At 37.8% G+C, this 22,355-nt stretch carries 19 protein-coding genes, 1 tRNA gene and 2 pseudogenes; 14 read left to right on the top strand and 8 right to left on the bottom strand.

The annotated features are described in order from the left end of the window. The first annotated feature begins 13 nt into the window (after nt 1-13). The gene (locus PATL70BA_RS07630; RefSeq protein ID WP_125136815.1) at nt 14-700 is read left to right on the top strand and encodes a response regulator transcription factor; all 687 of its coding nucleotides are present in this window, start codon (nt 14-16) and stop codon (nt 698-700) included. 85 nt (nt 701-785) lie between these two features. Here PATL70BA_RS07630 and PATL70BA_RS07625 read toward each other — a convergent pair whose 3' ends face one another. Beyond that, complete coding sequence (locus tag PATL70BA_RS07625; protein WP_125136814.1) at nt 786-2,276, bottom strand: bifunctional diguanylate cyclase/phosphohydrolase; 1,491 nt, start codon at nt 2,274-2,276, stop codon at nt 786-788. Further along, on the bottom strand, nt 2,254-3,426 hold the full coding sequence (locus tag PATL70BA_RS07620) for an iron-containing alcohol dehydrogenase (protein WP_125136813.1): 1,173 nt from the start codon (nt 3,424-3,426) through the stop codon (nt 2,254-2,256). Before PATL70BA_RS07620 ends, PATL70BA_RS07625 begins: the two co-directional genes overlap by 23 nt. 175 nt (nt 3,427-3,601) lie before the next feature. On the opposite strand from PATL70BA_RS07620, the gene PATL70BA_RS07615 reads away from it, so the two are divergent. The 3 genes from PATL70BA_RS07615 to PATL70BA_RS07605 are packed head-to-tail and all read left to right on the top strand — an operon-like array spanning nt 3,602 to nt 6,405. After that, on the top strand, nt 3,602-4,642 hold the full coding sequence (locus tag PATL70BA_RS07615; protein ID WP_125136812.1) for an NAD-dependent epimerase/dehydratase family protein: 1,041 nt from the start codon (nt 3,602-3,604) through the stop codon (nt 4,640-4,642). Nucleotides 4,643-4,700: 58 nt separating this feature from the next. Further along, nucleotides 4,701-5,720 (top strand): SDR family oxidoreductase, encoded by a 1,020-nt coding sequence (locus PATL70BA_RS07610; RefSeq protein WP_125136811.1) that lies wholly within the window; start codon nt 4,701-4,703, stop codon nt 5,718-5,720. Between the two features lie 13 nt (nt 5,721-5,733). Beyond that, on the top strand, nt 5,734-6,405 hold the full coding sequence (locus PATL70BA_RS07605; RefSeq protein ID WP_125136810.1) for a hypothetical protein: 672 nt from the start codon (nt 5,734-5,736) through the stop codon (nt 6,403-6,405). 62 nt (nt 6,406-6,467) lie between these two features. On the opposite strand, the gene PATL70BA_RS07600 is transcribed toward PATL70BA_RS07605, so the two are convergent. Beyond that, nucleotides 6,468-6,617, bottom strand: coding sequence for a CDIF630_02480 family spore surface protein (locus PATL70BA_RS07600; protein WP_125136809.1), 150 nt, complete (start codon nt 6,615-6,617; stop codon nt 6,468-6,470). A gap of 221 nt (nt 6,618-6,838) precedes the next feature. Here PATL70BA_RS07600 and PATL70BA_RS07595 point away from each other — a divergent pair, with 221 nt between their 5' ends. Continuing rightward, nucleotides 6,839-7,462: a flavin reductase family protein gene (locus PATL70BA_RS07595; protein ID WP_125136808.1), complete on the top strand. Its 624-nt coding sequence runs from the start codon at nt 6,839-6,841 to the stop codon at nt 7,460-7,462. A gap of 117 nt (nt 7,463-7,579) precedes the next feature. Then, on the top strand, nt 7,580-8,491 hold the full coding sequence (locus PATL70BA_RS16770) for a DnaJ domain-containing protein (RefSeq protein WP_172596161.1): 912 nt from the start codon (nt 7,580-7,582) through the stop codon (nt 8,489-8,491). Nucleotides 8,492-8,525: 34 nt separating this feature from the next. Here the strand turns inward: PATL70BA_RS16770 and PATL70BA_RS07585 are convergent, their stop codons facing one another. The 3 genes and pseudogenes from PATL70BA_RS07585 to PATL70BA_RS07575 form a co-directional block, all read right to left on the bottom strand. Further along, nucleotides 8,526-8,999 carry a DMT family transporter gene (locus tag PATL70BA_RS07585; RefSeq protein WP_125136807.1) on the bottom strand — a complete coding sequence of 158 codons (474 nt, stop codon included), beginning with the start codon at nt 8,997-8,999 and terminating at the stop codon, nt 8,526-8,528. A 13-nt stretch (nt 9,000-9,012) separates the two neighbouring features. Further along, entirely contained in the window at nt 9,013-9,435 is a 423-nt protein-coding gene (locus PATL70BA_RS07580) for a DMT family transporter (protein ID WP_125136806.1), read from the bottom strand. Nucleotides 9,436-9,753: 318 nt separating this feature from the next. Beyond that, nucleotides 9,754-11,476: pseudogene (locus tag PATL70BA_RS07575) on the bottom strand (IS1634 family transposase). 236 nt (nt 11,477-11,712) lie between these two features. Here PATL70BA_RS07575 and PATL70BA_RS07570 point away from each other — a divergent pair. After that, a complete protein-coding gene (locus PATL70BA_RS07570; protein ID WP_125136805.1) occupies nt 11,713-12,399 on the top strand; it encodes a cyclic nucleotide-binding domain-containing protein in 687 nt (228 codons plus the stop codon). 12 nt (nt 12,400-12,411) lie between these two features. Further along, a complete protein-coding gene (locus tag PATL70BA_RS07565; protein ID WP_125136804.1) occupies nt 12,412-13,281 on the top strand; it encodes a patatin-like phospholipase family protein in 870 nt (289 codons plus the stop codon). 178 nt (nt 13,282-13,459) lie between these two features. Here the strand turns inward: PATL70BA_RS07565 and PATL70BA_RS07560 are convergent, their stop codons facing one another. Continuing rightward, the gene (locus tag PATL70BA_RS07560; RefSeq protein WP_125136803.1) at nt 13,460-13,972 is read right to left on the bottom strand and encodes a ferritin-like domain-containing protein; all 513 of its coding nucleotides are present in this window, start codon (nt 13,970-13,972) and stop codon (nt 13,460-13,462) included. 259 nt (nt 13,973-14,231) lie between these two features. On the opposite strand from PATL70BA_RS07560, the gene PATL70BA_RS07555 reads away from it, so the two are divergent. The 6 genes from PATL70BA_RS07555 (at nt 14,232) to PATL70BA_RS07535 (ending at nt 20,336) form a co-directional block, all read left to right on the top strand. Beyond that, nucleotides 14,232-15,404, top strand: coding sequence for an NAD(P)-dependent malic enzyme (locus PATL70BA_RS07555; protein WP_125136802.1), 1,173 nt, complete (start codon nt 14,232-14,234; stop codon nt 15,402-15,404). Nucleotides 15,405-15,516: 112 nt separating this feature from the next. Beyond that, nucleotides 15,517-15,690 carry a hypothetical protein gene (locus PATL70BA_RS16255; protein ID WP_172596160.1) on the top strand — a complete coding sequence of 58 codons (174 nt, stop codon included), beginning with the start codon at nt 15,517-15,519 and terminating at the stop codon, nt 15,688-15,690. A gap of 261 nt (nt 15,691-15,951) precedes the next feature. Then, nucleotides 15,952-18,117: a sodium-translocating pyrophosphatase gene (locus PATL70BA_RS07550; RefSeq protein WP_125136801.1), complete on the top strand. Its 2,166-nt coding sequence runs from the start codon at nt 15,952-15,954 to the stop codon at nt 18,115-18,117. A 247-nt stretch (nt 18,118-18,364) separates the two neighbouring features. Beyond that, complete coding sequence (locus PATL70BA_RS07545; protein WP_125136800.1) at nt 18,365-19,405, top strand: HD-GYP domain-containing protein; 1,041 nt, start codon at nt 18,365-18,367, stop codon at nt 19,403-19,405. Nucleotides 19,406-19,441: 36 nt separating this feature from the next. Beyond that, nucleotides 19,442-19,527: transfer RNA gene (locus PATL70BA_RS07540), tRNA-Ser, on the top strand. Between the two features lie 146 nt (nt 19,528-19,673). After that, a complete protein-coding gene (locus PATL70BA_RS07535; protein WP_125136799.1) occupies nt 19,674-20,336 on the top strand; it encodes a CPBP family intramembrane glutamic endopeptidase in 663 nt (220 codons plus the stop codon). Between the two features lie 639 nt (nt 20,337-20,975). Here the strand turns inward: PATL70BA_RS07535 and PATL70BA_RS07530 are convergent. Beyond that, nucleotides 20,976-22,333: pseudogene (locus PATL70BA_RS07530) on the bottom strand (IS1380 family transposase). Between the last annotated feature and the right edge of the window lie 22 nt (nt 22,334-22,355).

The following is a 22,355-nucleotide window of genomic DNA, read 5'->3' as shown; positions in this document are numbered from 1 at the left end:
TGGGGGTGGGGATGTGCATGGTAGAATACTGATTGTAGATGATGAAACGGTTATACGTGAAGTCATTGCAAAGGCGTTTAGAAACGAAGGCTACAAGGTTTTTGAAGCAGCAGACGGTAAGGAAGCCATAGAGGTATTTGAAGATAATGATATCGAAATCATTATACTGGATGTAATGATGCCGAAAATGGATGGATGGTCTGTTTGTCGAAGAATTAGGGCTGAGTCTAATGTAGGAATTATTATGTTAACAGCGAGAGACGATGATTCCGATCAGTTGCTTGGCTTTGAATTGGGTGTTGATGAATACGTGACAAAGCCTGTTAATTTGCAGGTTCTCTTAGCAAGGGTTAAAAGGATGCAAAACCGTTTGGAAGAAGGCCGCGGTGGTATGATGCATATCATATCAAAGATGGGCATTGAGATTAATAAAGATGCTTATACAGTGAAAATAGGTGGCGAAGAAATTGAACTTGCACCCAAAGAATATGAGCTTTTGGTATATCTAATAGAAAATGATGGTATGGTTTTATCAAGAGAGCAGATATTGGACACCATTTGGGGATATGATTATTTTGGTGATTTTCGGGTTGTAGATACCCATATTAAAAAAATTCGAAAGAAATTGAAAGATAAGGCTTACGGAATTCATACTGTTGTACGTGTAGGGTATAAATTTGATTCTAAGAGTAAGCTATAAAGGGCATTTATAGCATTGTCGAGGGTAATCGACTATACTATAAATGCCCTTTATTGAAAAGAACTTCGTTGTAAATAGATTAAGTCTATAAAGGGTAAGCTTTAAAAACAACTTTGTGAAAAACTTTGACCAATTCAGGATCGAATTGGGTGCCGGCATGATTTAAGATCTCTTCTACGGCGACATGCATGGGTAATGCTTTTCTATAAGGCCTATCGTTGGTCATGGCATCAAAAGTGTCAACGATGGCTAAAATACGGCATTCAAGGGGTATTTCATTACCAGCAAGTCCTAAAGGGTAGCCTTTACCATCCCAGCGTTCTTGATGCTTCAGTATAAGGTGGGCGATATCTTTGAGCTCAGTAGATTCATTAGCAATACGTTCTCCAATGTTACAATGGGTGCACATCACTTTCCATTCGTCAGGTGTAAGAGCTCCAGCTTTTTTCAAGATACTATCTGGAATACCGACTTTGCCAATATCGTGAAATTTGGTTAGAAGTTGAATGCGATCAATGATGTTCTGAGGAAGATTCAGTTCATGCCCGATTATAGTTGCCAGCATCTCCATGCGGTCTGCATGCCCCTCCGTAATGTAGTCTTTTGCCTCTAATGCTTTCATTAGCGTTTTGACAAGATTGTTTTTAGTACTAGAGGTCTTAAGCAATTTATTCTGGTACATGTTATTATCTGCTTCTTGAAAAACCCAGTCTACATTTAAGACGCCGGACTCGTGGTGACTGTATCCGTAAGACAGAGATAATTCTACAGATTCAGTCTGTTGATTATCTTCTTTAACCAAAGTTTTTAGAGTATCAAGAAAGCCTTCAATGTCATTGGCAGAAAAACCATGTAGTACAATGCCGAATTCGTCTCCACCAATTCTAGAAATCATTCCAAAATGGTTAAAAGTTTTCTTTATAAGCTCGGCAACAGTAACAATGACCCGATCACCGGATAAGTGGCCAAGCGTATCGTTGATGAGCTTAAGCCCATCGATATCTATGATAATAATGGTAAAGCTAATGATTTCCTGCATATTAAAATCGGCCAAGTAATACTCAAAGTACCTTCGATTGTAGACATTGCAAAGATTATCTTTATCCACTAGGGTTCTTAGACGATTTTCTAAAGTGATGCGATCGGTCATATCGCGAATCATGATTAAGACTTCATCGAAGGTGGAAATATGGATGCGTGCTTCAAAGTAAAACGTTTTATGATCAACTTCCATTTGAAAATCATAAGTAATCAATAGTCTAGATATAACCACTTCGGAAACGAGGGTTCTAAGTTTTTGAATCAGCTCCTGATTTTTCATAATACTTAGGGTCATTTCATTATTCTTAAGCCTTGAGACATTAAAGGGAGAGATATGACCTTTGATATCAGATACCAGTAAGATATCAGGGATGGTTGTGATTAAGGCTTTATTTCTACTATTGATGCGTTCAAGTTCAAGAAGATGGTCTTGTAATTCAGGGTAATAGTTTTTTCTAAAAGAGTCTTCACCTAAACCAATGATGGCTTCACGGGTGAAAGACTTCTTTTTATCAGATTCGTAGGATTTGCTCATAAATGCTTTTCAACTCCTTGGTGGACAAGATTCTTGGATTGGTGACCATACAAGGATCATTTTGTGCATTTACAATTAAACGGTCAATGATATCAGAGGATAAAGAGGCGATCTTGATGGACGAAGGAATATTTAGTTTTTCGCGCATAAAACGAATTTTTAGTAAGATTTCTTCACAAATATCATCATCAGTTAATAGATGTGTTTGAATATCCAGTTGCTTTGCTATAGCCTTATAACGTTCTACTTCAGCATCAAAATTCAAAGCAATAATATGTTCAAGAAGGATGCTATTACATTCTCCGTGAGGAAGATCCAAAAGACCACCTAAAGAATGGGCCATGGCGTGAACAGCGCCTAAACTGGCATTTGAAAAAGCAAGGCCGGCTTGCAAGGATCCAAGGAGCATCTGATACATCGTATCTAGACTTCGGTCTTTTGCCACCGCTTTATCAATGTTATTATAGATAAGAGAAATGGCTTCTAGTGCATGGACATCGGTTAATGGTGAGTGAGCATTGGATACATAAGCTTCTATTGCATGGGTTAGAGCATCCATACCTGTACATGCAGTTAGATATCTATCCATGGTCATAAGCGGTATAGGATCTATTAAAGCAAGATCGGGCACCACTTTTTTGCTGATAATTGCTCTTTTCACAGACTCCTGAGAGTCTTGAATGATGGCAAACTGAGAGATATCTGCTGAAGTTCCAGAAGTACTTGGGATACAGATGAGTGGTGGTCCGGGAAGCTTGATTTCATCTACACCTTCATAATTTAGAATATGGCCACCATTGGTGGATACAATACTGATACATTTTGCACAATCAATAGGGCTACCACCACCGACGGCAATCAATAAGTCGCAATCATGAGAAAGAAAGATTTCCGCACCCATCATGGCTTCGTAATCTCTAGGATTTGGGGTAACATCATCAAAAACGATCATATCTTCAGAATTGGATCGTATAAGATCTTCTAATTCTAAGAACCAGGGCTGATCTTTTACGCCTGCATCTGTAACAACCATAGGTCTTTTTGAGTTAAAATGCGTTAAATAGCGATGAATAAGAAGTCTTGCATCAATACCGATAATGATTTCAGGAGCAACAAATTTCCTTAAGTCCATAACAATGTCCTGAGACATGTAATCAGCCTCCATTCAAAAGCGCCTATTGTATTGAGTAGTATGCTACTATTTTAATAATAATACCTATATATGCTTGTTATAATATTATAGCATCTAAGCTTAACCTTGACAATCCATGCATCATGGGACATCATAGTGATAGAGGCGTTGTCGTATTTGAAAGGATGATTATATGGATAAAATGAAAGTTGTTGTAACCGGAGGTACCGGCTATATTGCATCTTGGATTGTTCGAGATTTGCTCAAAGATGGCCATGAGGTGCGTGTAACCGTAAGAAAGTTAAAAGATAAAGAGAAGTACGTACATCTTCTAAATCTTGAGAAAAAATATGAAGGTACATTAAAAATATTCGAAGCAGACTTGCTCAAATCAGGTAGTTTTAATCTGGCCATTGAAGGTGCAGATTATGTGATGCATACGGCGTCACCTTTTTCTGTAGATCGCAATCTAGATCCAAGAAAAGATCTGCTAGAACCGGCAGTGCAAGGCACTGTTAATGTTCTTGAGGCAGTCAATCGATCCAAAACAGTCAAACGTGTTGTTTTAACCAGTAGTCTGGCAGCCATCTACGGAGACAATCGTGATATGGATGACTTGGGTATTGAAGCTTTTGATGAAACGATGTGGAATTCGACCAGTTCCTTAGATAATAACCCCTATAGCTATTCAAAAACCATGGCAGAAAAAAAGGCGTGGGAGATGGTGGGTCAGCAAGAAGCCTGGGATTTGGTTACCATTCATCCCGGATTTGTTTTTGGTCCCTCGCTATCTAAGCGGGTAGATGCCACATCTATTGACACCTTAAGGCGTCTTCTTAGCGGTGCATTTAGAACGGGGGTCCCTCATCTTGAGTATGTTTTTTCAGATATACGGGATATATCAACCGGTCATATAAGAGCTGCTTTTACCCAAGAAGCACATGGAAGATATATTATTGCCAATGAAAATGGTAGCTTTCTAAAGATGGCAAAGATCATAAAGCATCATTATGGCGACCAGTATAAATTACCACGAAGAATAATTCCAAAGCCTGTTATATGGGCTATTGCGCCTATGATTGGCCTTTCTAAACAATATATTAAGAATAATGTAGGGTATACATTAAAAGCAGATAACAGTCGAAGCATTCAGGAGCTCAAAATGACATATCGGTCACTTGAAACCACCTTGATTGATCATATTGAACAACTCAGGAAAGATGGACTGGTATAAAAAGTACTTGGATTAAATGCATCCAAATAAGTGTGAAAGAAAAAGATAGGAGATTTTTATGAAAGTATTATTTATTGGCGGAACAGGCACGATTAGTTTAGCTATTTCAAAGGCCTTAATTAAAAAGGGTACAGAACTTTATATCGTAAATAGAGGTAATCGAAATGAGGCCCTTGGAGATGAAGGCGTAACTTACATCACTTGCGATATACAAGATGAAGAAAAGCTTTCATCTTTAATTGAGAATCTATCATTTGATGTGGTTGCAGATTTCATTGCTTTTGAACCGTCACATTTAGAAAGAGATTATCGACTTTTCAAGAATAAGACGAAGCAATTTATATTCATTAGCTCTGCTTCTGTCTACCAAAAGCCTTTATCCGATTACAGAGTGAATGAGGGTACACCACTTTCTAACCCATACTGGGCTTATTCTAGAGACAAAATAGCTTGTGAGGCCTATTTAATGGATCTATACAGAAATGAAGGGTTCCCGGTTACGATTGTTAGACCAAGTCATACTTATGGTACCAGGTCAATACCAATCAGTGTAAAAGGTCATCAAGGCGGCTGGCAAGTGGCAAAAAGAATGTTGGAAGGTAAACCGGTTATCATTAATGGCGACGGAACAGCCTTATGGACCATGACCCATACATCGGACTTTGCAAAAGGCTTTGTTGGGCTTATGGGTAATATACATGCCATAGGTGAAGCGGTGCAGATTACTTCTGATGAGACATTAACATGGAATCAGATCTATCAAACAATAGCAGATGCCCTAGGTGTTAAACTAAAAGGCATTCATGTGGCATCAGAATTTTTGGCTGCATGTTCGGATTACGATTTTGGCGGCAGTCTATTAGGCGACAAGTCACAAACGGTTGTCTTTGATAACAGTAAGCTAAAACGTTTGGTACCTGAATTTGTAGCCACTACGCGATTTGATCAAGGTATCAAAATGACCATAGATCATTTCTTAGCAAATGAAGCGATGCAAAAAGAAGATCCGGAATTTGATGCTTGGTGTGATCGAGTTATAGAAGCCTTGGAAAAGGCTAGAAAATCTATCATTTTATAGAGAAAGGATTTTTATGAAATTACAAGGCATATGGGTTCTACTGATCTGTACATTTGTGCTCACGGGCTGTAACCTGAGCAACAATCAATCAGAGAACTCAGATAATATGGATGCTATGAGTGATGAAGAAAAAGTAGCCTATATGAAAGGTGGCATCACAGAAGGCCAATATGAAAATAACTTTTTTGACTTAGAACTGGATTTGCCGGAGTCATGGATTGTTCTATCTGAGGAAGAAATGATGCGGCTGATGCAAACAGGAGAAGCTATAGCATCTGAATCAGACGCGACTTATGATTTGACGGGGTTTGAAATACTTAACCTGCTAGGGGTGTTTAAGTATCCCTTTGACGAAGTGGTTGCCATGAATCCTAATCTCTATATATCTGCAGAGCGCTTGGATGAGATGAAGGATATTGATAGTAGCGGGGCGTATTTGGAACAAGCCCGGGCTGGGATTGAACATCTTGGAGAGACCATTGTATTTGAGGAAACGATGGATACGGTGAATATACAAGAAAAAACATTTACAAGAAGCCGAGCGACTATTGATCTTGGGTATATGGTTATTTATCAGGTCCATTATGTGACCCTTTCAAAAGGATACGCTCTAAATATCATCATCACCTATATGGAAGATGAAGATCTAGAGACGATTGAGTCAATGTTGGATCTTAGAAAATAGGTTTGAAATTAAAAAAAATAAAAAAAGCCACTGATTTAAAGTGTATCAGTGGCTTTCAAGTACTATTTTTCATTTTCCTCAACCCATTCTTTGGCATCTTCTACCGCATCAATACTAGGTTGATTAACATTTGTCTCTGGATCGAATTCTTTTGAATCGGCCCACGCTTCTGTTTTTGTTGATCCATATTCTTTGTTATCATTTTGACTCATAATATCACCTCGTTAATGTTTTTATAGTGTGTCGTGCACGATTGATTGTTATTTATAGTATGTACTAAATGATAACAAATGTCAACTAGGAATAATTATATTATTTCGTTGTATAGTGAGGTTTTAATTGTACCTAGGTAGGATTCTATAGGTACTAGAAGTTTTTTGTAGGAAGGATACAGTTCAATTGGACCAGTTAACATAAGATGGAGGTATGCATCATGGGAAAAATAAAATGGAAACCTGGAAATATGATCTATCCCTTACCGGCAGTTATGGTAAGTTGTGGAAAAGACGAAGAGGAACACAACATCATTACAGTAGCATGGACGGGTACCATCTGTACCAATCCACCAATGACCTACATTTCAATAAAACCTGAGCGCCATTCCTATGAGATTATAAAAAGGAATAAGGCGTTTGTGATTAACCTGACAACAGAGGCACTTCTTAGAGCAACGGATTATTGCGGTGTGCGATCAGGAAAAAATGAAAATAAAATCAAGAAAATGAAATTAAATTTGATTCAGACTGAGGAAGTACAAGCACCGCTTATAGAAGAAAGTCCGGTAAATATAATATGTGAGGTGGTTGAAATTAAAAAACTAGGCTCCCATGATATGTTTATCGCGAAAATTCTGAGCGTCTACGTTGATGAAAAGCTAATGGATGGGCAGGGCAAATTTCACCTCGATGCTGCAAAGTTATTTGCATACTCCCATGGTGTTTATTATAGTCTTGGAGAGAAGCTGGGCACCTTCGGCTATTCGGTTAAGAAAAAATCAAAAACAAAATCAAAGCAATTAAAGCAGAAAAAAGGATTCAATGAAGCGGTGACTAAGTAAAAGTATATAAAACTTTTATACAGAGACTAAGGTCAAGCTTATTTTAATAGAATTTTAATGGCAATTAGATAGTTAGCATACTATAATAATGACATTAACAAGTTTGGAGTGAATAGAATGATTCAAGTATTGACAGGAATAATTAGTGGTATCTTAAGTTTGGGATTTTCATTGATGACACTTATATTCAACTTAGTATTGGCCATCATTGTCATTATGATTATGACAGCAAAGGGTAGAAATGGCATGCTATGGGGTATCGCAACTTTCTTCTTTCCTTGGATGATTTTTATTGTCTTATTGATACCTAGGAAAATCCCGAAATTTAAAAGTTATTTAAAAGATGAACCGGCATTTGCAGGCCTTAATCCGGTTGTGGCTTCTATAATGGGACTTGCGGCTATAGTTGCAAAATCCGATGGTCATGTCAGTACAAAGGAAATTCAGATTATCAGGCAATACATAGCCATGAATTTTAGAATAACCGGCTCCGAGTTTAATGCTTATGAGAAAGCCTTCAACTATGGAAAAGATCATCCTGAAGCTTATGTTGAATTTGCAAGAGTTGTTCGAACCTATCATAATAGACGAGATGTGGTTCTGTCCATCAGTTATCTTTTAGTCTCACTTGTGATGCATGATCAAAAGATGACAGACTCTGATGAAAAATTATTGGTTAAGATATTAGCAGAACTGGGCTTAACGGAATACGAATATATGAGCATTAAGAGGTACTTCAGTCAAAATGCCCGACAACAAAGTTATGGCTATGACAGCTACAATGGTTATGCTGACCGTAGTCGTGCAAGTTCAGTTGACTTAGTAAGTAAATATAGTAAAGTCCTAGGTGTTTCAGAAAAAGCCGATTTGATGGAGATAAAAAAAGCATATAGAAAGTTGGCCAAAGAACATCACCCGGATAAGATGTCTTCTGATGGCATGCCGGAGGATTACAAGCAATATGCTAATCAAAGAATTGTTGAGATTAATGAGGCTTATGAGTATCTAAAAAAAGTAAAAACGGCATAAGAAAACCAGCATAGATTGCTGGTTTTTATTTGATTTATAGATCCATGGGCATTGAGGTATTCTCGACACGAGGAATTTTAGCTAACCTTTGATCCACTAGGGTATTAAAGTAGACACCGGCTATGATTAATATACAGCCGAATATTTTACCAAGGGACAAATCAATATCTCTTAGATAGTCAATAAAAATCCCCATCATAAGTTGTCCGGCATACATCAACATCGTAGCAGCAATGATTGAGAGTTTACGGATGATAACGGTTGAAGTGGTCACTACGATAATACCCATTAGACCACCGAAGTAAGCAAGGGCATGCGTCGAGGATAATTTAGATATGAATCCCAAAGACGCACCTAGAATAATAAAAATGAAAGTTACAGTCGTAAGTCCAGTGACATAGTTCATAACCGTGCATTGTTTGATACCGATATAGTCTGCAAGTTTAGCATTCTGAACCATGGCAATAACGATTGAAACACCTGTAAGTAAGGCAACAAAAAAAATCATAGAACACCTCCGTTTAGAACATAATTAAAAATAGAGCACCCACACTAATCAGTGCTAACCCTAAAAGCTTCAAAGGAACAAAGGGATATTTTTTCATTCCCATTAAGCCATAATGATCGATAATGGTTGAAGTGACGATTCTGCCTACAAGACTTAGCATCAAGGTGACAGTCGCACCGATCGATAAGAAAGCTAAGTTGGTGAAATAGACAGAGGCAACACCGGTGACACCACCTAAGAGATAGAAAAAAGGAATACCTTTTAAAGTGGTCCAACTACCTTTGTTGCTATAAAACAGCAATAGTGCACCCATGAGTCCGGTAATGTGAATGAAGAGTAATGCAGGTGTGTCTCCAATGCTCTCAACAAGTAAGCCGTTGGATAAAATCATGATGGCGACAGTCATGCCGCTGAACATGGCTAATAATTTGTACATAATATTCTCCTTTGTGAACGGATCAACGCAATCTATGTTTTCTGGATGAATTAGTGAATCTTAGTTTTGACGCTTATACCATAGCAGGGTTTTAGCATCAAAAAACATAGTAGAACTTCTATCTTGAATACATAGTTGCGAATGCATCAACGCAATCTATGTGTTCAAGATGGATTAGTGAAACTTTAGTTTTGACGCTATAACCATAGCATGTTATAATCCTGTCTTTGACAGTTGTGAAACAGAAAAAGCTTGAAATCCCTTATAAATAGGGGCTTCAAGCTTTTTATATGTCATTAATTTTTGCGTACTTTTTTTTTACTTTTTAGTCTTTTTGTATATATTTTTCATTTCTTTGTCGCTGACAATCTGATAGTCTGTTCTAAATCCATAGGTATCATGTAGTGCATCTGTAAAATCAGTACGTGTATAGGTCGGAATAAAACCCTGTCCAGGAACGCAATAGAAGTTCATATCCTTTAACTGGCCGACGATTTCGTTCGTTGTAAACTGGTTGTCTAGGTCTTTCTCCAGATATCTATATAAAACAAGTGCTAGAAAACAGGTTGTAAAATGCGCTTTTATACGGTCGTCTCTTTGAAGATAAACAGGTCTTGCTTTAAACTCGCTCTTCATAATTCTAAAACATTCTTCAACTTCCCAACGTCGGTGGTTAATTCTAGCTATTTCAGAAGCATCTTCGTCAAGGTTAGTACATACTGCATAGAAGCCGTCATAGATACTTTCCTCAGCAACAGTATTTGAATTAAGATGGTAAAGTGTCTCTTCTGCAACTTCACCATCACTTGTAACATTGGTGGAAGCGATAAATCGTTTATAATCATTTTGTCTTTTCTTACCTATACTTTTTGGGTTAGTGCTAATGAGTTTTGTGGCACGTTCAAGTTGTTTGTTTCTGATCTGACGTTGATAATAACGGTATTTAAGAGAAAAGGTGACAATCAGTTTTTGCTCAAGATCATTCTCTTTAATCCATCTCTCTTTATAAAAGGTCATATTCTTATATTGCTCACAAAGACTTTCATTTTCATCAAACAGGTTTAAATCAAAGGTTTCTTTGGAATCATTGTGCCTCCATCCAGTTGGTTCTAAAGCCCACTCTTTTAAAAACTGCTTAAGTTTTTTGATGGATTGAGTTGTAATAAAAGAACGTCCATTTATATTATTAAACTTCCTATTTGCATTTGAAGATAAGCCGGCATCAGTACATACAACAAACTTGGATAGTTTGAAGTCTTCGATAATTTGCTTTTCTAAAGGCTTTAGAGTCACCTGCTCATTGGTATTGCCACTGTGAATGTTAAAAGCGAGAGGAATACCATCTCCATCCATAAACAAGCCCATTTCTACAATAGGGTTAGGACGGTTTTCTTTGGAGGGTCCATATTGTTTAAGGCCATCTTCTTGTTCAATCTCAAAAAAGTAGTTGGTACAGTCATAATAAAGAATTCGATCATTACGTTTAGAAACTGCTAGACTGTTTTTGTAAAGCTGTGATTGTATGAAATCGGATTCCTTAGCGATAACTTCTAAAGACCTGTAAATGTTCTGTAATTCAAAGTTTGGCTGTTCGAGAAGACGTTTAGAAGATTCAAAGGTGCAAAGCTTGGAAGAAGGAAAAGAATTCTTCCGTAAATCAAACGAGAGAGAATACCGTTAAGGTCATAGGTGAACTTGTGCCTTGAAGAAATATCGTTACAAATCTTATGAAGCCCTAACTGGTAATAAATCTGTTGAAGAAAAAGATAGCCACCGTTGTAGGAACGTTGAATCTCTTTATCAATAAGCGTGGATTGCCTAAGCTTGATAATAACCTCACGTTTTTGTTCTTTTTCTTGGCGATTAAGATCTTCGATATACTTTTTGGCCCACTCTATGGGATTAGCACCATTTAGCTTTTTCTAAATCAGAATATCTGCCAAGTTTTTCGACGGTTCTAGTTTTTGTTTTCCATCAACATAAATAGTTTCTATGACATATAATAATTGAACATTTTAGAATTTACAACTTTCAGCCTCATAACAACACCTCCTAATACCCTATATTATATCATAGAACGTAGTAGAACGTAAATGAAAAGAGTAGAATTTGACAAAAAAATAAGCCTAAATAGGCTTGTTATAAGGTTTTCGCTGTTTTAGTTACTTCGGCAAGTGTCAAAGACCCGAGATGGATTAGTGAAACTTTAGTTTTGACGCTATAACCATAGCATGTTATAATAAATAAAAATAGGACATATGTCATGGTGGTGAAAGTTTGAAGGAAATAGTATCGGAACAGAGATTAGAAGCTTATTTCAAAGCTTATGGATTAAAAGATATTTTCAAAGAGAACATTTATGAGCGTTGTCGTATTTTTGAATATGCAAAAGGCGAAATGATTTGTGAAAATGGGAATAAGATTAGCCATTTGTTTTTACTTGTGGAAGGTGAAGCAAAGGTTTTTACAACTTTGGGTAATGGGAAAATATATTTGCTTCGAATTGAAAATCCCCTAAGTGTTTATGGGGATCTAGAAACGCTTATGCAACATGAGTATAGTGCCAACGTTGAAGCACTCAATAAGTGTATATGTATTGGTATACCCATGGCATATATTAGAAGTGCATATTTAGATTATGCACCTTTTTTGAAGTTTTTATGTATGTCTTTAGCCAATCGGTTAGATAAGATCAGTCAAATGAGCACATCGAATGTCTTGTTGCCACTAAAAAATAAACTGGCCAGCTATCTTTTGGCACACAAAGAGGTGGAAACCAATAATATTAATGTAAAATCAAGTTTTGTTGATATAGCAGAACAGTTAGGTACCACGTATAGGCATTTGAATCGGACCATAAATGAAATGTGTTTAGAAGGCTTGATTGATAAGCGTGGTAAGATTATGGAAATAACGAGAATAGAAGATTTAAGAGCATTAGCGGGACACACATATAGATATTGATGGAGGTTTAAAATGGAGAGAAAAGTGGGACTGGTTCTTGAAGGCGGTGGCTTTCGAGGCGTATTTACAGAAGGTATATTAGAATGTTTACTTGAAGAAGAGATTTATTTGCCTTATGTTATTGGGGTATCTATGGGCGCCATAAACGGTGGTAATTATATATCCAGACAGAAAAAACGTAACTATGACATTATGATGACCTATTTAAATGACCATCGTTATGTGAGCATGAAAAATATGATAACAAAAGGCAGTCTTTTTGGCATGGATTTCTTATTTAAAGACGTGGCCTATGAATTGAACCCTTTTGACTTTAACACCTTCCGCCAATCGAATCAAGAGCTGGTTATTGGTGCAATGAGCTGTCATAGCGGCCTAACGGACTATTTTTACAAGAGTGAGATGGACGATCCATCTCTACTCATGGCACTTAGAGCCTCATCAAGCTTACCTTTTTTATCACAAAAAGTAAGTATTAAAGGGGTGCAGTATCTTGATGGTGGTGTGTCAGACTCGATACCGGTGCGTCAAGCACTTGCAGACGGGTGTGAAAAAGTTATTGTAATATTGACCAGACATCAAGGCTATGAACGGAAGCCATTCACCTATGAAAAAATCGGAAACTTGATGTACCGAGCCCATCCGGCAGTAGTACAAGCTATGAAACGACGTCATGTCTATTACAAGGAAACGACAGAGTATCTTGAGAAGTTGGAAGAAGAAGGGGTGGCACTGGTAATACGTCCACCTAAACCAATCTTACTAGAAAGAGCCGAAAAAGATCGGGAAAAAATCAGAGCAACCTACTTGATGGGTTACAATTATGGTAAAGAAGTGATGGATCAGATAAAAAGCTTCACCGGAAATCTGGTACAAACATAAGAAAAGAAGCTTCGCTTTGTTCTGAGCTCTATTCATGTTTCTAAACAGTTTGACAGGAAAGGTCTTTGACGCATTCTGACATGCTTCAAGGCTGAACACTAAAGTATGACTTTCCTAGTGAGCAACAAAAAGTCTCTAAGTTTTGGCTTAGAGACTAATTTCTTTTTATAATCTTAGATTATAGTCTGAATTTTCTTATATCTTCTTTCATACGCTCAATATCCATTAAGAAATCTTCAATATCATGCTCGTGCTCAAGTTCGTCATTAAGAATTGACACTGCCATTTGATAAGTAGAGTGATCTTTGCCGTTAGTAAAGTCACAGATTTCCTCATATCTTTGGATAGCACAACGTTCGCCAGCAAGATTTTGTTGAAGAATAGTCTCAATATAAGGATCTGTTGGTGCTTCATAAGCACATTTTGCAAAAGATGTCCAATCAGCAGGATTGAGGATAGGTGTGCCCCCGAGTTGTAAAATACGATTAACAACAAGTTCTGCATGAGCAAGCTCTTCTGTTGCGTGTAACAACAACTCAGGCTCAACCTCACTTCTCATAGGTCCTTCCATCATACGCGCACCGATCCAATATTGATAATAAGCCAGCCATTCTTCAGCCAGTGCCTCGTTTAACATTTGAATCAATTTTTCTACATCAAGATTAGTGATCTCAATAGCTTTCTTTCCCATAATTTCCTCCTTTATAATCATAATCAACTAGATTCTGAATTCATATTATTAGCATGTACTGCGTTCATTTTTTAGAATTCGTAGCCTTATTGTTTTGCAGAGAATCTAGAAAGTTCCTATTATATTGTAACATTTTTAAGTTAAACTGTCTAGAAATATACAGGACTGTATAACGTAGCATTGTAAGGATGGACCAGCTGTATTATAATGTAGACAACAATCAAAAACAACCATTTAATCAGTTATTTAGGAGGCAAATATGGACATATATCAAAAATCCCTTGAAATGCATGAAAAAAACAAGGGTAAGCTAGCGGTTATATCAAAAGTAAAAGTGACCACATCTGATGAGTTAAGCATGGCCTATTCTCCCGGTGTTGCAGAGCCTTGCCGTGCTATTGAGAAGAATCCGGAAGCTATTTATCGATACACAAATAAAGGGAATTTTGTTGCGGTTATAACAGATGGGTCAGCAGTTTTAGGTCTCGGTAATATTGGACCAGAGGCAGCTTTGCCGGTCATGGAAGGAAAAGCAATCCTATTTAAGAATTTTGGAGATGTAGATGCATTTCCTATCTGTCTTGATACCCAGGATACAGAAGAAATCATTAGAACATGCAAATTGTTGGCACCTGGTTTAGGTGGTATTAATCTTGAGGATATATCAGCGCCAAGATGCGTTGAAATAGAAAGACGTTTAATTGAAGAGCTGGATATTCCTGTATTTCATGATGATCAACATGGAACGGCCATTATTACGATTGCGGCTTTAATTAATGCGTGTAAATTGACGAAAAGAGACTCTAAATCACTGAAAGTGGTTATAAGCGGAGCAGGAGCGGCAGGCAGTTCTATAGCAAAAATGATTATGCAGTATGGTGTAGCGGACATACTATGTGTGGACCGAATCGGTATTATTAGCTCAAAAAGAACTGATCTTGATTTTGTTAAAAAGGAGATTCTAAGTTTTACCAACAAAGAGGATATTGAGGGTGATTTGGCTTTAGCTCTTGAAGACGCTGATGTTTTTGTAGGTGTATCCGCAGCAGGAATTGTTACAAAAGAAATGGTAGCCTCCATGAAGGATAACCCATTTATCTTTGCAATGGCGAATCCGACACCGGAGATTATGCCGGAACTGGCTATTGAAGCCGGTGCCAGAATTATTGGAACCGGTCGTAGTGATTATCCAAATCAGATCAATAATGTATTAGCTTTCCCGGGTATTTTTAGAGGTGCTCTAGATGCCGGGGCAAAGAAAATTAACGATGAAATGAAGTTAGCTGCAGCTTATGCTATTGCTGAGGTTCTAGATGAAACGGAGCTAACCAATACCTATATTGTACCATCCCCATTTGATACAAGAGTGGTAGAAGCGGTTGCAAAAGCCGTTATGAAAGCAGCTAAGGACTCAGGTATCACAAGAGGGTAGTCCTATTGTATGTAAAAGTTCAACTATATAGTTTTGACACTTTAACCATTTATTAGGTATAATAATAACATATATTGATTTTAGTTATCATTATCACAAAGGAGGTGATTGGATGCTCCAAGTTATCGTGTTATTAGTTGTTATCTTAGTTCTAGCGGTGGTCGCTGACCATATGAGTTCAAAAAGAAAAGAAGAAAAAGGCATTTGTCATACCACTGGCGGTGGGTGTTCCAGTCCCACCGGATGTACCTGTGATTCGACAATCAAAAATAGTAAATCACTTTAACTGTTTTAGTGCAATTTGAACAGAAAAAACTGTAATTTTTGTAAGTAAGTTCGAAGTTTCAAGAATGCTCTGAAATCAGTTGCAAAGAAGTCCAAGTGTGTTACACTTTTTATAGGATGGGAAATATGGGCATTTGTTATAGGTTCAGTATTTCAACTATAAACTAGAGTAGACTTGTGACTGATCTAGACCGGATGATAAAAACCAATGGCGATTAGGACCTTGTTTACGGAGCTTAAATGAAAAGCGGAGGTAAGGTTTATGATTGCGTTGGTTTTTTTTGCGGTATTTTTGGCACTGACACTTGCAGCATATAATTTTAAGGCGGTAAAAAAGTTAGATCCTGGTACAGACCTTATGAAAGAAATTGCAGCAGCTATACAAGAAGGGGCGGATGCTTTCATTCGTCACGAATATAGCATTATAGCAAAAATCGCTTTGCTTGCTGCAATCATTCTAAGTGTGGTGGTAGATTGGTATGTAGGTGTAACATTTCTTATGGGTGCATCTATGAGTGCACTTGCCGGTTTTATTGGTATGAGGATTGCAACGATCTCTAATGTACGTGTATCCAATACAGCAAGAACAACCAAAAGCCTTGGTGCAACTCTTAAGGTAGCTTTTCAGGGTGGTTCGGTTATGGGACTCAGTGTTGGAGGCTTTGCTCTACTGGGACTGGGCCTCGTTTATATAATATTTGGTAAAGTACTGGGACAGACGGATCAAATCAATCTGGTTATTAAAGAGAATTGGATAGGTGTCCATTTCATTCCTTATACTATGACGGTTTCCGGTTATGCCCTTGGTTGTTCTATTATCGCCATGTTTGACCGTGTTGGCGGTGGCATATATACAAAAGCAGCTGATATGGGTGCAGACTTAGTTGGTAAAACCGAAGCAGGCATACCGGAAGATGACCCTAGAAACCCGGCTACTATTGCAGACAATGTTGGCGATAATGTAGGTGATGTGGCGGGACTGGGTGCTGATTTACTTGAAAGCTTTGTAGGTGCTTTGATCTCGGCCATTGTGCTTGTTTCATACATGTATTATACAACCAGTGGCATCAATGGTTCTATGGATTTTAAGTTGGTTGAGAATCTATTATTATACCCATTGCTTTTTGCAGCAATAGGACTCATCAGTTGTGTCATCGGTATCTTATCCTTGATTTTTAGAAAAGTATCGGATAATCCCCATAGAGAGTTAAATTATGCTCTATGGATATCTGCAGGTCTAACGGTAGTCGCTACAGGTATTTTTACCAATCTATATTTTAAAGGTATGGATGTATCAAGTCTTGGCTTTAAGATGGGTATTCTGTCACCTTGGATAGCTGCTGTTTTTGGTATCGGAAGTGGTATTTTGATTGGATTCTTAGCGGAATATTATACCAGTTATGATTTTAAACCAACCTTAACCATTGCTCAAAAGTCCATGCAGGGAACAGCTTTAACCATCACTCAAGGTTTGGCTTCAGGTATGAAGTCCACTTTATTTCCTGTTATTGTACTTGCGCTTGCGACCTTGGCATCCAATTATTTTGCAGGACTATATGGTGTGGCGATGGCAGCCATCGGTATGCTTTCTTTTGTAGCAGCAACTGTATCTGTAGATACTTATGGTCCTATAGCAGACAATGCCGGTGGTATCTGTGAAATGAGTGAATTAGCACCTGAGGTCCGTAAGATTACGGACAAGTTGGATTCAGTGGGAAATACAACAGCAGCCATTGGCAAAGGCTTTGCAATTGGGTCTGCATCTCTTGCTGCTTTATCCTTATTGGCATCATATCTCTATTCTCAAACCACTATGGGAGATACCATGGGATTTGTACTCAATATTAATATGATCAATACCCTAACTTTAGCTGGTGCTTTGGTCGGTGCTGCATTACCATTTTACTTCTCAGGATTACTTATTGAATCTGTTGCCAAAGCAGCAGGTGCCATGGTAGATGAAGTCAGGCGACAATTTAGGGAGATGCCGGGTATTTTAACAGGTGAGACCAAACCTGACTATAAGCGTTGTATTGAGATTTCTTCTGCAGGCGCCCTAAAAGAAATGACCTTACCGGCTATGATATCTGTATTGGTACCGATTGGTAGTGGTTTTATATTTGGTGAAGAATTTGTAGGTGGTATGCTTATTGGGACTTTATTATCAGCGATTATGCTGGCTCTTTTCACAGCCAACAGCGGTGGTGCATGGGATAATGCCAAGAAATTGGTTGAATCCGGAGAATTTGAAGGGCAAGGCAAGGGATCTGAACTTCATGCATCAACCGTAATCGGTGATACAGTAGGTGACCCTCTCAAAGATACAGTAGGACCATCACTGGATATTCTCATTAAGATCATGGCAATGATATCCTTAATCATGGTATCCGTATTTAGTAAATACAATTTATTGGAATTATTTAAATAGAGTTGATGTATAAAATCTGAATAAAGAGAATATAAAGAACATCCCAAGTAACTAGAAATATCTATACTTGGGATGATTTTTTACTCACTAGAAAAGTATATGATATGTAAGTGCGTTGAACCATAGCACAAGACCATAATACAGGATCAAAGATATAGGACTTTAGTATTAATATTTATTTTATTTTGCCCTTATAAATGCTATAATGATTTTGGATAAGGTAACGGAAGTTGAATGGAGGTAAAGTATGAGATTAGTTGAATTTTCCGATCTTAAAACAGGCATGCAAATTGCCGATGATTTCTATAGCATCAATGGTTCCATATTAGCAAAAAAAGGTACTGAGATATCAGAACGTTATATACAGAACCTATCTCAATATGAAATTCCTTATCTTTATGTACTGGATGAGTTTTCCAATGATCTTGAAATCCAATGCACCATCACATCAAAGACGAGAAATGAGGCCACACAGAATCTTAAGAAGTTGTATTTGGCCATACAAAGTAGAAACAAAGGACTTTATCATAAGCATATGCAAGCTTGTTTAGAGTCTATTGATAAGCTGACTGAAGATATTATTAGTGAAAAGATTGATTTGTATGATGTTTTTGATATCAAGACGATTGAAAACTATATCTACCAACAACCGGTGAATGTAACGGTTATTTCGCTAATTATTGGGAAATGCCTTGAATTATCATCACTTGAGATGTACCGTCTGGCTGTAGGTGCATTTTTTCATGATATAGGTAATATGTTTATACCCAAGGAGATTCTAGAGAAAAAGGGAAAACTCACAGATGAGGAATACGAGTTAATCAAAACCCATACTGTAGAAGGGTATCTTTTTGCAAAGGATGAGTTTAACCTTCGGATGCGTAGCTATTTGGCCATACTACAACATCATGAACGTTATGACGGTGGCGGGTATCCAACCAAAAAAGCTGGTGAAGATATCAGTATCTACGGTAGAATCGTGGCCATTGCGGATGTTTTTGATGCTTTGTCCAGTCGTAGAAGGCAAAGAGAGGCCCTTAATCCGGCACAAGCATTCAAGATGATTATTGAGGGCATGGGTACCGCATTTGATCCTAAGCTGGTTAGAGCTTTTGCCGATAGGGTATCACCTTACCCCATCGGCTTTACGATTAAACTGGAAGATGGAAGAGAATGTATCGTTACCAAGAACTTTAGAGGTAAGCCCTTTAATCCGGAAGCAAGAGTAATAAAAGAGAACGACAAAAGACTTGAGACACCCTATATCATTACAGTAGGTGTTGACTAGTACTGAACTCTTATAGTATATTGTTAAAGTAATTCTGGAGAGATGTCCGAGTGGCTTAAGGTGGCAGTCTCGAAAACTGTCGTTCTCTAAAGGAACCGGGGGTTCAAATCCCCCTCTCTCCGCTTGGTTAAAATGGGGCACATCCATAGGATGATGTCCCATTTATTTTTTTAGTAAATAGAGAAGGACACTTTAATCTAACATTAGAATGAGTGAAGCATAATAGGCTTCTGTTTCAATAGAATTTGAAAGGTATGGTAGTAAGGGAATGAAGATTAAAATCACAATAATAGCCTATACATTATGTATTATGGTCTTTTTATATATCATTGAACAAATACTTCATGCACCTTATCTTATCAAGACCTTAATCAAATTGCCTCTGTTCTTGCTGCTGCCGATGGCTTTGTATAAATATGATTTTAAGATTAAGTGGTCTATGAGGCTTCATAAGTCGGATATACCTTTGATAACCTTATGGTCGCTGTTGGTGTTTATAGTCATTATGGTCACTTTTTATCTTATTCGGCCTCTGATTGGTATTGATGATATTATTTCTGACATATCGGGACGTATGGCTGTATCAAGGAATGAAATTATATTCGTTGGCATCTATACAATTGTGGTAAACGCTTTTATTGAAGAGTTGTTCTTCAGAGGATTTATTTTTCAAGGGCTGATTAAAGCCGGATGGCACCGTTTGGCTTATGTATTTTCATCGTTGGTATTTGCACTCTATCATATTTCGAATTTTAGAACTTGGTTTGATATGTGGGTGATGGCGCTAGCTCTATTGGGACTGTTTATAGGTGGACTTATTTTTGCTTACTTTGTGAACAGGACCAAAAGTTTTCTTGCCTCATGGATGATTCATATGTCAGCTGACATAGCCATTGTGTGGATTGGGTTACAAATATTTAAGATTATTTAGTTAATAAAATGGTATGCATAATAAGCCGAAAAAAGAAAAATCTTAAGCTCTGTGAGACATTTTTGTAGTTATTTAATCTTTAGACTTATATAGATTGAGTAACTACAAATTTAGATTTGTAGAGCTGTTGACTATTCTCAACATATCCTACAAAAAAAGCGTGAAACGGCATTGGCAAACGCAACAAAGAAAGCTATAATTATTGTTAAGAGCTAATTGGGATGGGGGAGTATCATCAATTGGAAACATCATATTAGGATATACAGATGACCCCTATGGACCAAGGCGACAGTTATGAAGACTGTTTTGCTTTTGGTCTTTTTTATTTCAAATAACTATTGACCTTTATAGTGCAGGTGTTCTCAGGATAAATGCAACTTGAATTTTAGGATATTAAGCGGTGAACCGTATCATAAATAAGGCGGTTTTTTACTATATCCTGAATCCGTGAACTTCATTGCAAGAAGACAGTTTTTGTGGTTTCATCAATCTCACACAGTTTACAGATCACTAGATTTTAGGTTTAACCTTAGCTTTTGTGTCATGGTTTGTGTCGTCATCCAAATTTTCTGTCACTTAAGAAGCCTTAGCAGCATTTAACTGCTTCAGTTTAAAGAATCAAACCGTATATATGATGTATCATGCCAATACGAAACGTTGATATATGTCCATGAAGGCATGTCGCCACGTATTGCTACAACCTAACGATAAAATCACTTTTCTGCCGTGAGACGTAACATGACCTGCGATTAAAATAAGGTTACCAATGACCGTTCGAAGTCTTCGTCGCTTGACGGGACGTTTTGTCTTTGGAGAATGCTTGCTTTTTAGAGACTGCTGACCAATCAAGCGAAGAATATTATACGCCAGTATTGTCAATTCCAGCACCAGTTCGTTTGTATCAAACTTGCCTGATGGAAGTCGTTCCACATCCATGTCGGTTTTTATCTCACTGTGATACTGTTCACATTCGCCGTGAGCATGATAGTGTTTGATGACATCGTCATCAGTAAAGTCCAGATTTGTCCACCAGGTATTGACTTCAATATCACCAGCCAACAACATCTGTCCATACTTGTCAATGGTTCTTTCAATGACTTCATAACCGATACGCATTCCCATGGTTTTCTCATTGTTGTCAGAATCCTTGTAAGTGACATTTTTCCACGAAGAACCAATGTATTCCGTTTTCCCGTCTCTCGGATTACGAATGTCTTTACGAAAGGATTTTACATCGTCAAGCCATTTTTCTTTTGCTTCTCCTCTGCGTCGATTACGTTTGACAATGAACCATGAACCGTCTTCAATCAGAATACCAAGGTTTTCAGAGGAATCATTTCCTCCATCAAGACGTATTAGAAGAGGTGCATCCGTAAGCTGATGACAAAGTCTCAAAGTTTCTTTAAGAAACTCCGGCGTATGATTCTGACAATGCTGTTTGCCCTCGCGGAGTTCACAGTTGACAAGGAAACCCTCGGTTCCGATATAAGCCATCATTGGCGCGTAACCATCATAACCCTTATAGGTGCGAGATACACCTTGTTTAGAGGTCTTCGAATTGTCGAAGGGTGTTACATCAATATCGACAGGAACATAGCCATTTGGCAAAGCGCGGGCTTGATTCCGTAGTTTTGGAACATGGTGATATTTGCCTGTAGGAGTTCATCCCTTAAGGATGAACCGATAGAATCCATTCGTTGGCGTAATGTTTCGGCAGATGGAATTTCTCTTGTAATACCAAGGGCAAGTTTATAGTAATCAGGATCATCAAACATTTCGCGGACCGCGTCATATTCGGTCTTCCCTTGACAAAGGAGTCCGATATAGGTGAGCAAAATGTCACCATTTTTGATTTGTGGCTGTGAACGTTTATCAGTAATAGACATTCTGTTGCAGCGTTTTACAAGGTCGCTTTTTCCCAACATTGCACCAACAAGAGAAAGGCCACTTGGAGTAATGAGACGTTCATTCCCGAATTCGATTACTATTTTTTTCATGACTGCGCACCTCACATTTTAA

Source organism: Petrocella atlantisensis (assembly GCF_900538275.1).
GTDB lineage: Bacteria > Bacillota > Clostridia > Lachnospirales > Vallitaleaceae > Petrocella > Petrocella atlantisensis.
The sequence above is the reverse complement of the archived record's forward strand: the minus strand, read 5'-3'. Positions and strand labels throughout refer to the sequence as shown.

Bases quoted from the DNA above. Each gene is read 5' to 3' on its own strand.
- PATL70BA_RS07550 (WP_125136801.1), top strand. From the start codon at position 15,952: ATGATTGCGTTGGTTTTTTTTGCGGTATTTTTGGCACTGACACTTGCA.
- PATL70BA_RS07605 (WP_125136810.1), top strand. From the start codon at position 5,734: ATGAAATTACAAGGCATATGGGTTCTACTGATCTGTACATTTGTGCTC.
- PATL70BA_RS16255 (WP_172596160.1), top strand. From the start codon at position 15,517: ATGCTCCAAGTTATCGTGTTATTAGTTGTTATCTTAGTTCTAGCGGTG.
- PATL70BA_RS07615 (WP_125136812.1), top strand. From the start codon at position 3,602: ATGGATAAAATGAAAGTTGTTGTAACCGGAGGTACCGGCTATATTGCA.
- PATL70BA_RS07580 (WP_125136806.1), bottom strand. From the start codon at position 9,435: ATGTACAAATTATTAGCCATGTTCAGCGGCATGACTGTCGCCATCATG.
- PATL70BA_RS07535 (WP_125136799.1), top strand. From the start codon at position 19,674: ATGAAGATTAAAATCACAATAATAGCCTATACATTATGTATTATGGTC.
- PATL70BA_RS07595 (WP_125136808.1), top strand. From the start codon at position 6,839: ATGGGAAAAATAAAATGGAAACCTGGAAATATGATCTATCCCTTACCG.
- PATL70BA_RS07625 (WP_125136814.1), bottom strand. From the start codon at position 2,276: ATGAGCAAATCCTACGAATCTGATAAAAAGAAGTCTTTCACCCGTGAA.
- PATL70BA_RS07560 (WP_125136803.1), bottom strand. From the start codon at position 13,972: ATGGGAAAGAAAGCTATTGAGATCACTAATCTTGATGTAGAAAAATTG.
- PATL70BA_RS07585 (WP_125136807.1), bottom strand. From the start codon at position 8,999: ATGATTTTTTTTGTTGCCTTACTTACAGGTGTTTCAATCGTTATTGCC.
- PATL70BA_RS07600 (WP_125136809.1), bottom strand. From the start codon at position 6,617: ATGAGTCAAAATGATAACAAAGAATATGGATCAACAAAAACAGAAGCG.
- PATL70BA_RS07610 (WP_125136811.1), top strand. From the start codon at position 4,701: ATGAAAGTATTATTTATTGGCGGAACAGGCACGATTAGTTTAGCTATT.
- PATL70BA_RS16770 (WP_172596161.1), top strand. From the start codon at position 7,580: ATGATTCAAGTATTGACAGGAATAATTAGTGGTATCTTAAGTTTGGGA.
- PATL70BA_RS07555 (WP_125136802.1), top strand. From the start codon at position 14,232: ATGGACATATATCAAAAATCCCTTGAAATGCATGAAAAAAACAAGGGT.
- PATL70BA_RS07620 (WP_125136813.1), bottom strand. From the start codon at position 3,426: ATGTCTCAGGACATTGTTATGGACTTAAGGAAATTTGTTGCTCCTGAA.
- PATL70BA_RS07565 (WP_125136804.1), top strand. From the start codon at position 12,412: ATGGAGAGAAAAGTGGGACTGGTTCTTGAAGGCGGTGGCTTTCGAGGC.
- PATL70BA_RS07545 (WP_125136800.1), top strand. From the start codon at position 18,365: ATGAGATTAGTTGAATTTTCCGATCTTAAAACAGGCATGCAAATTGCC.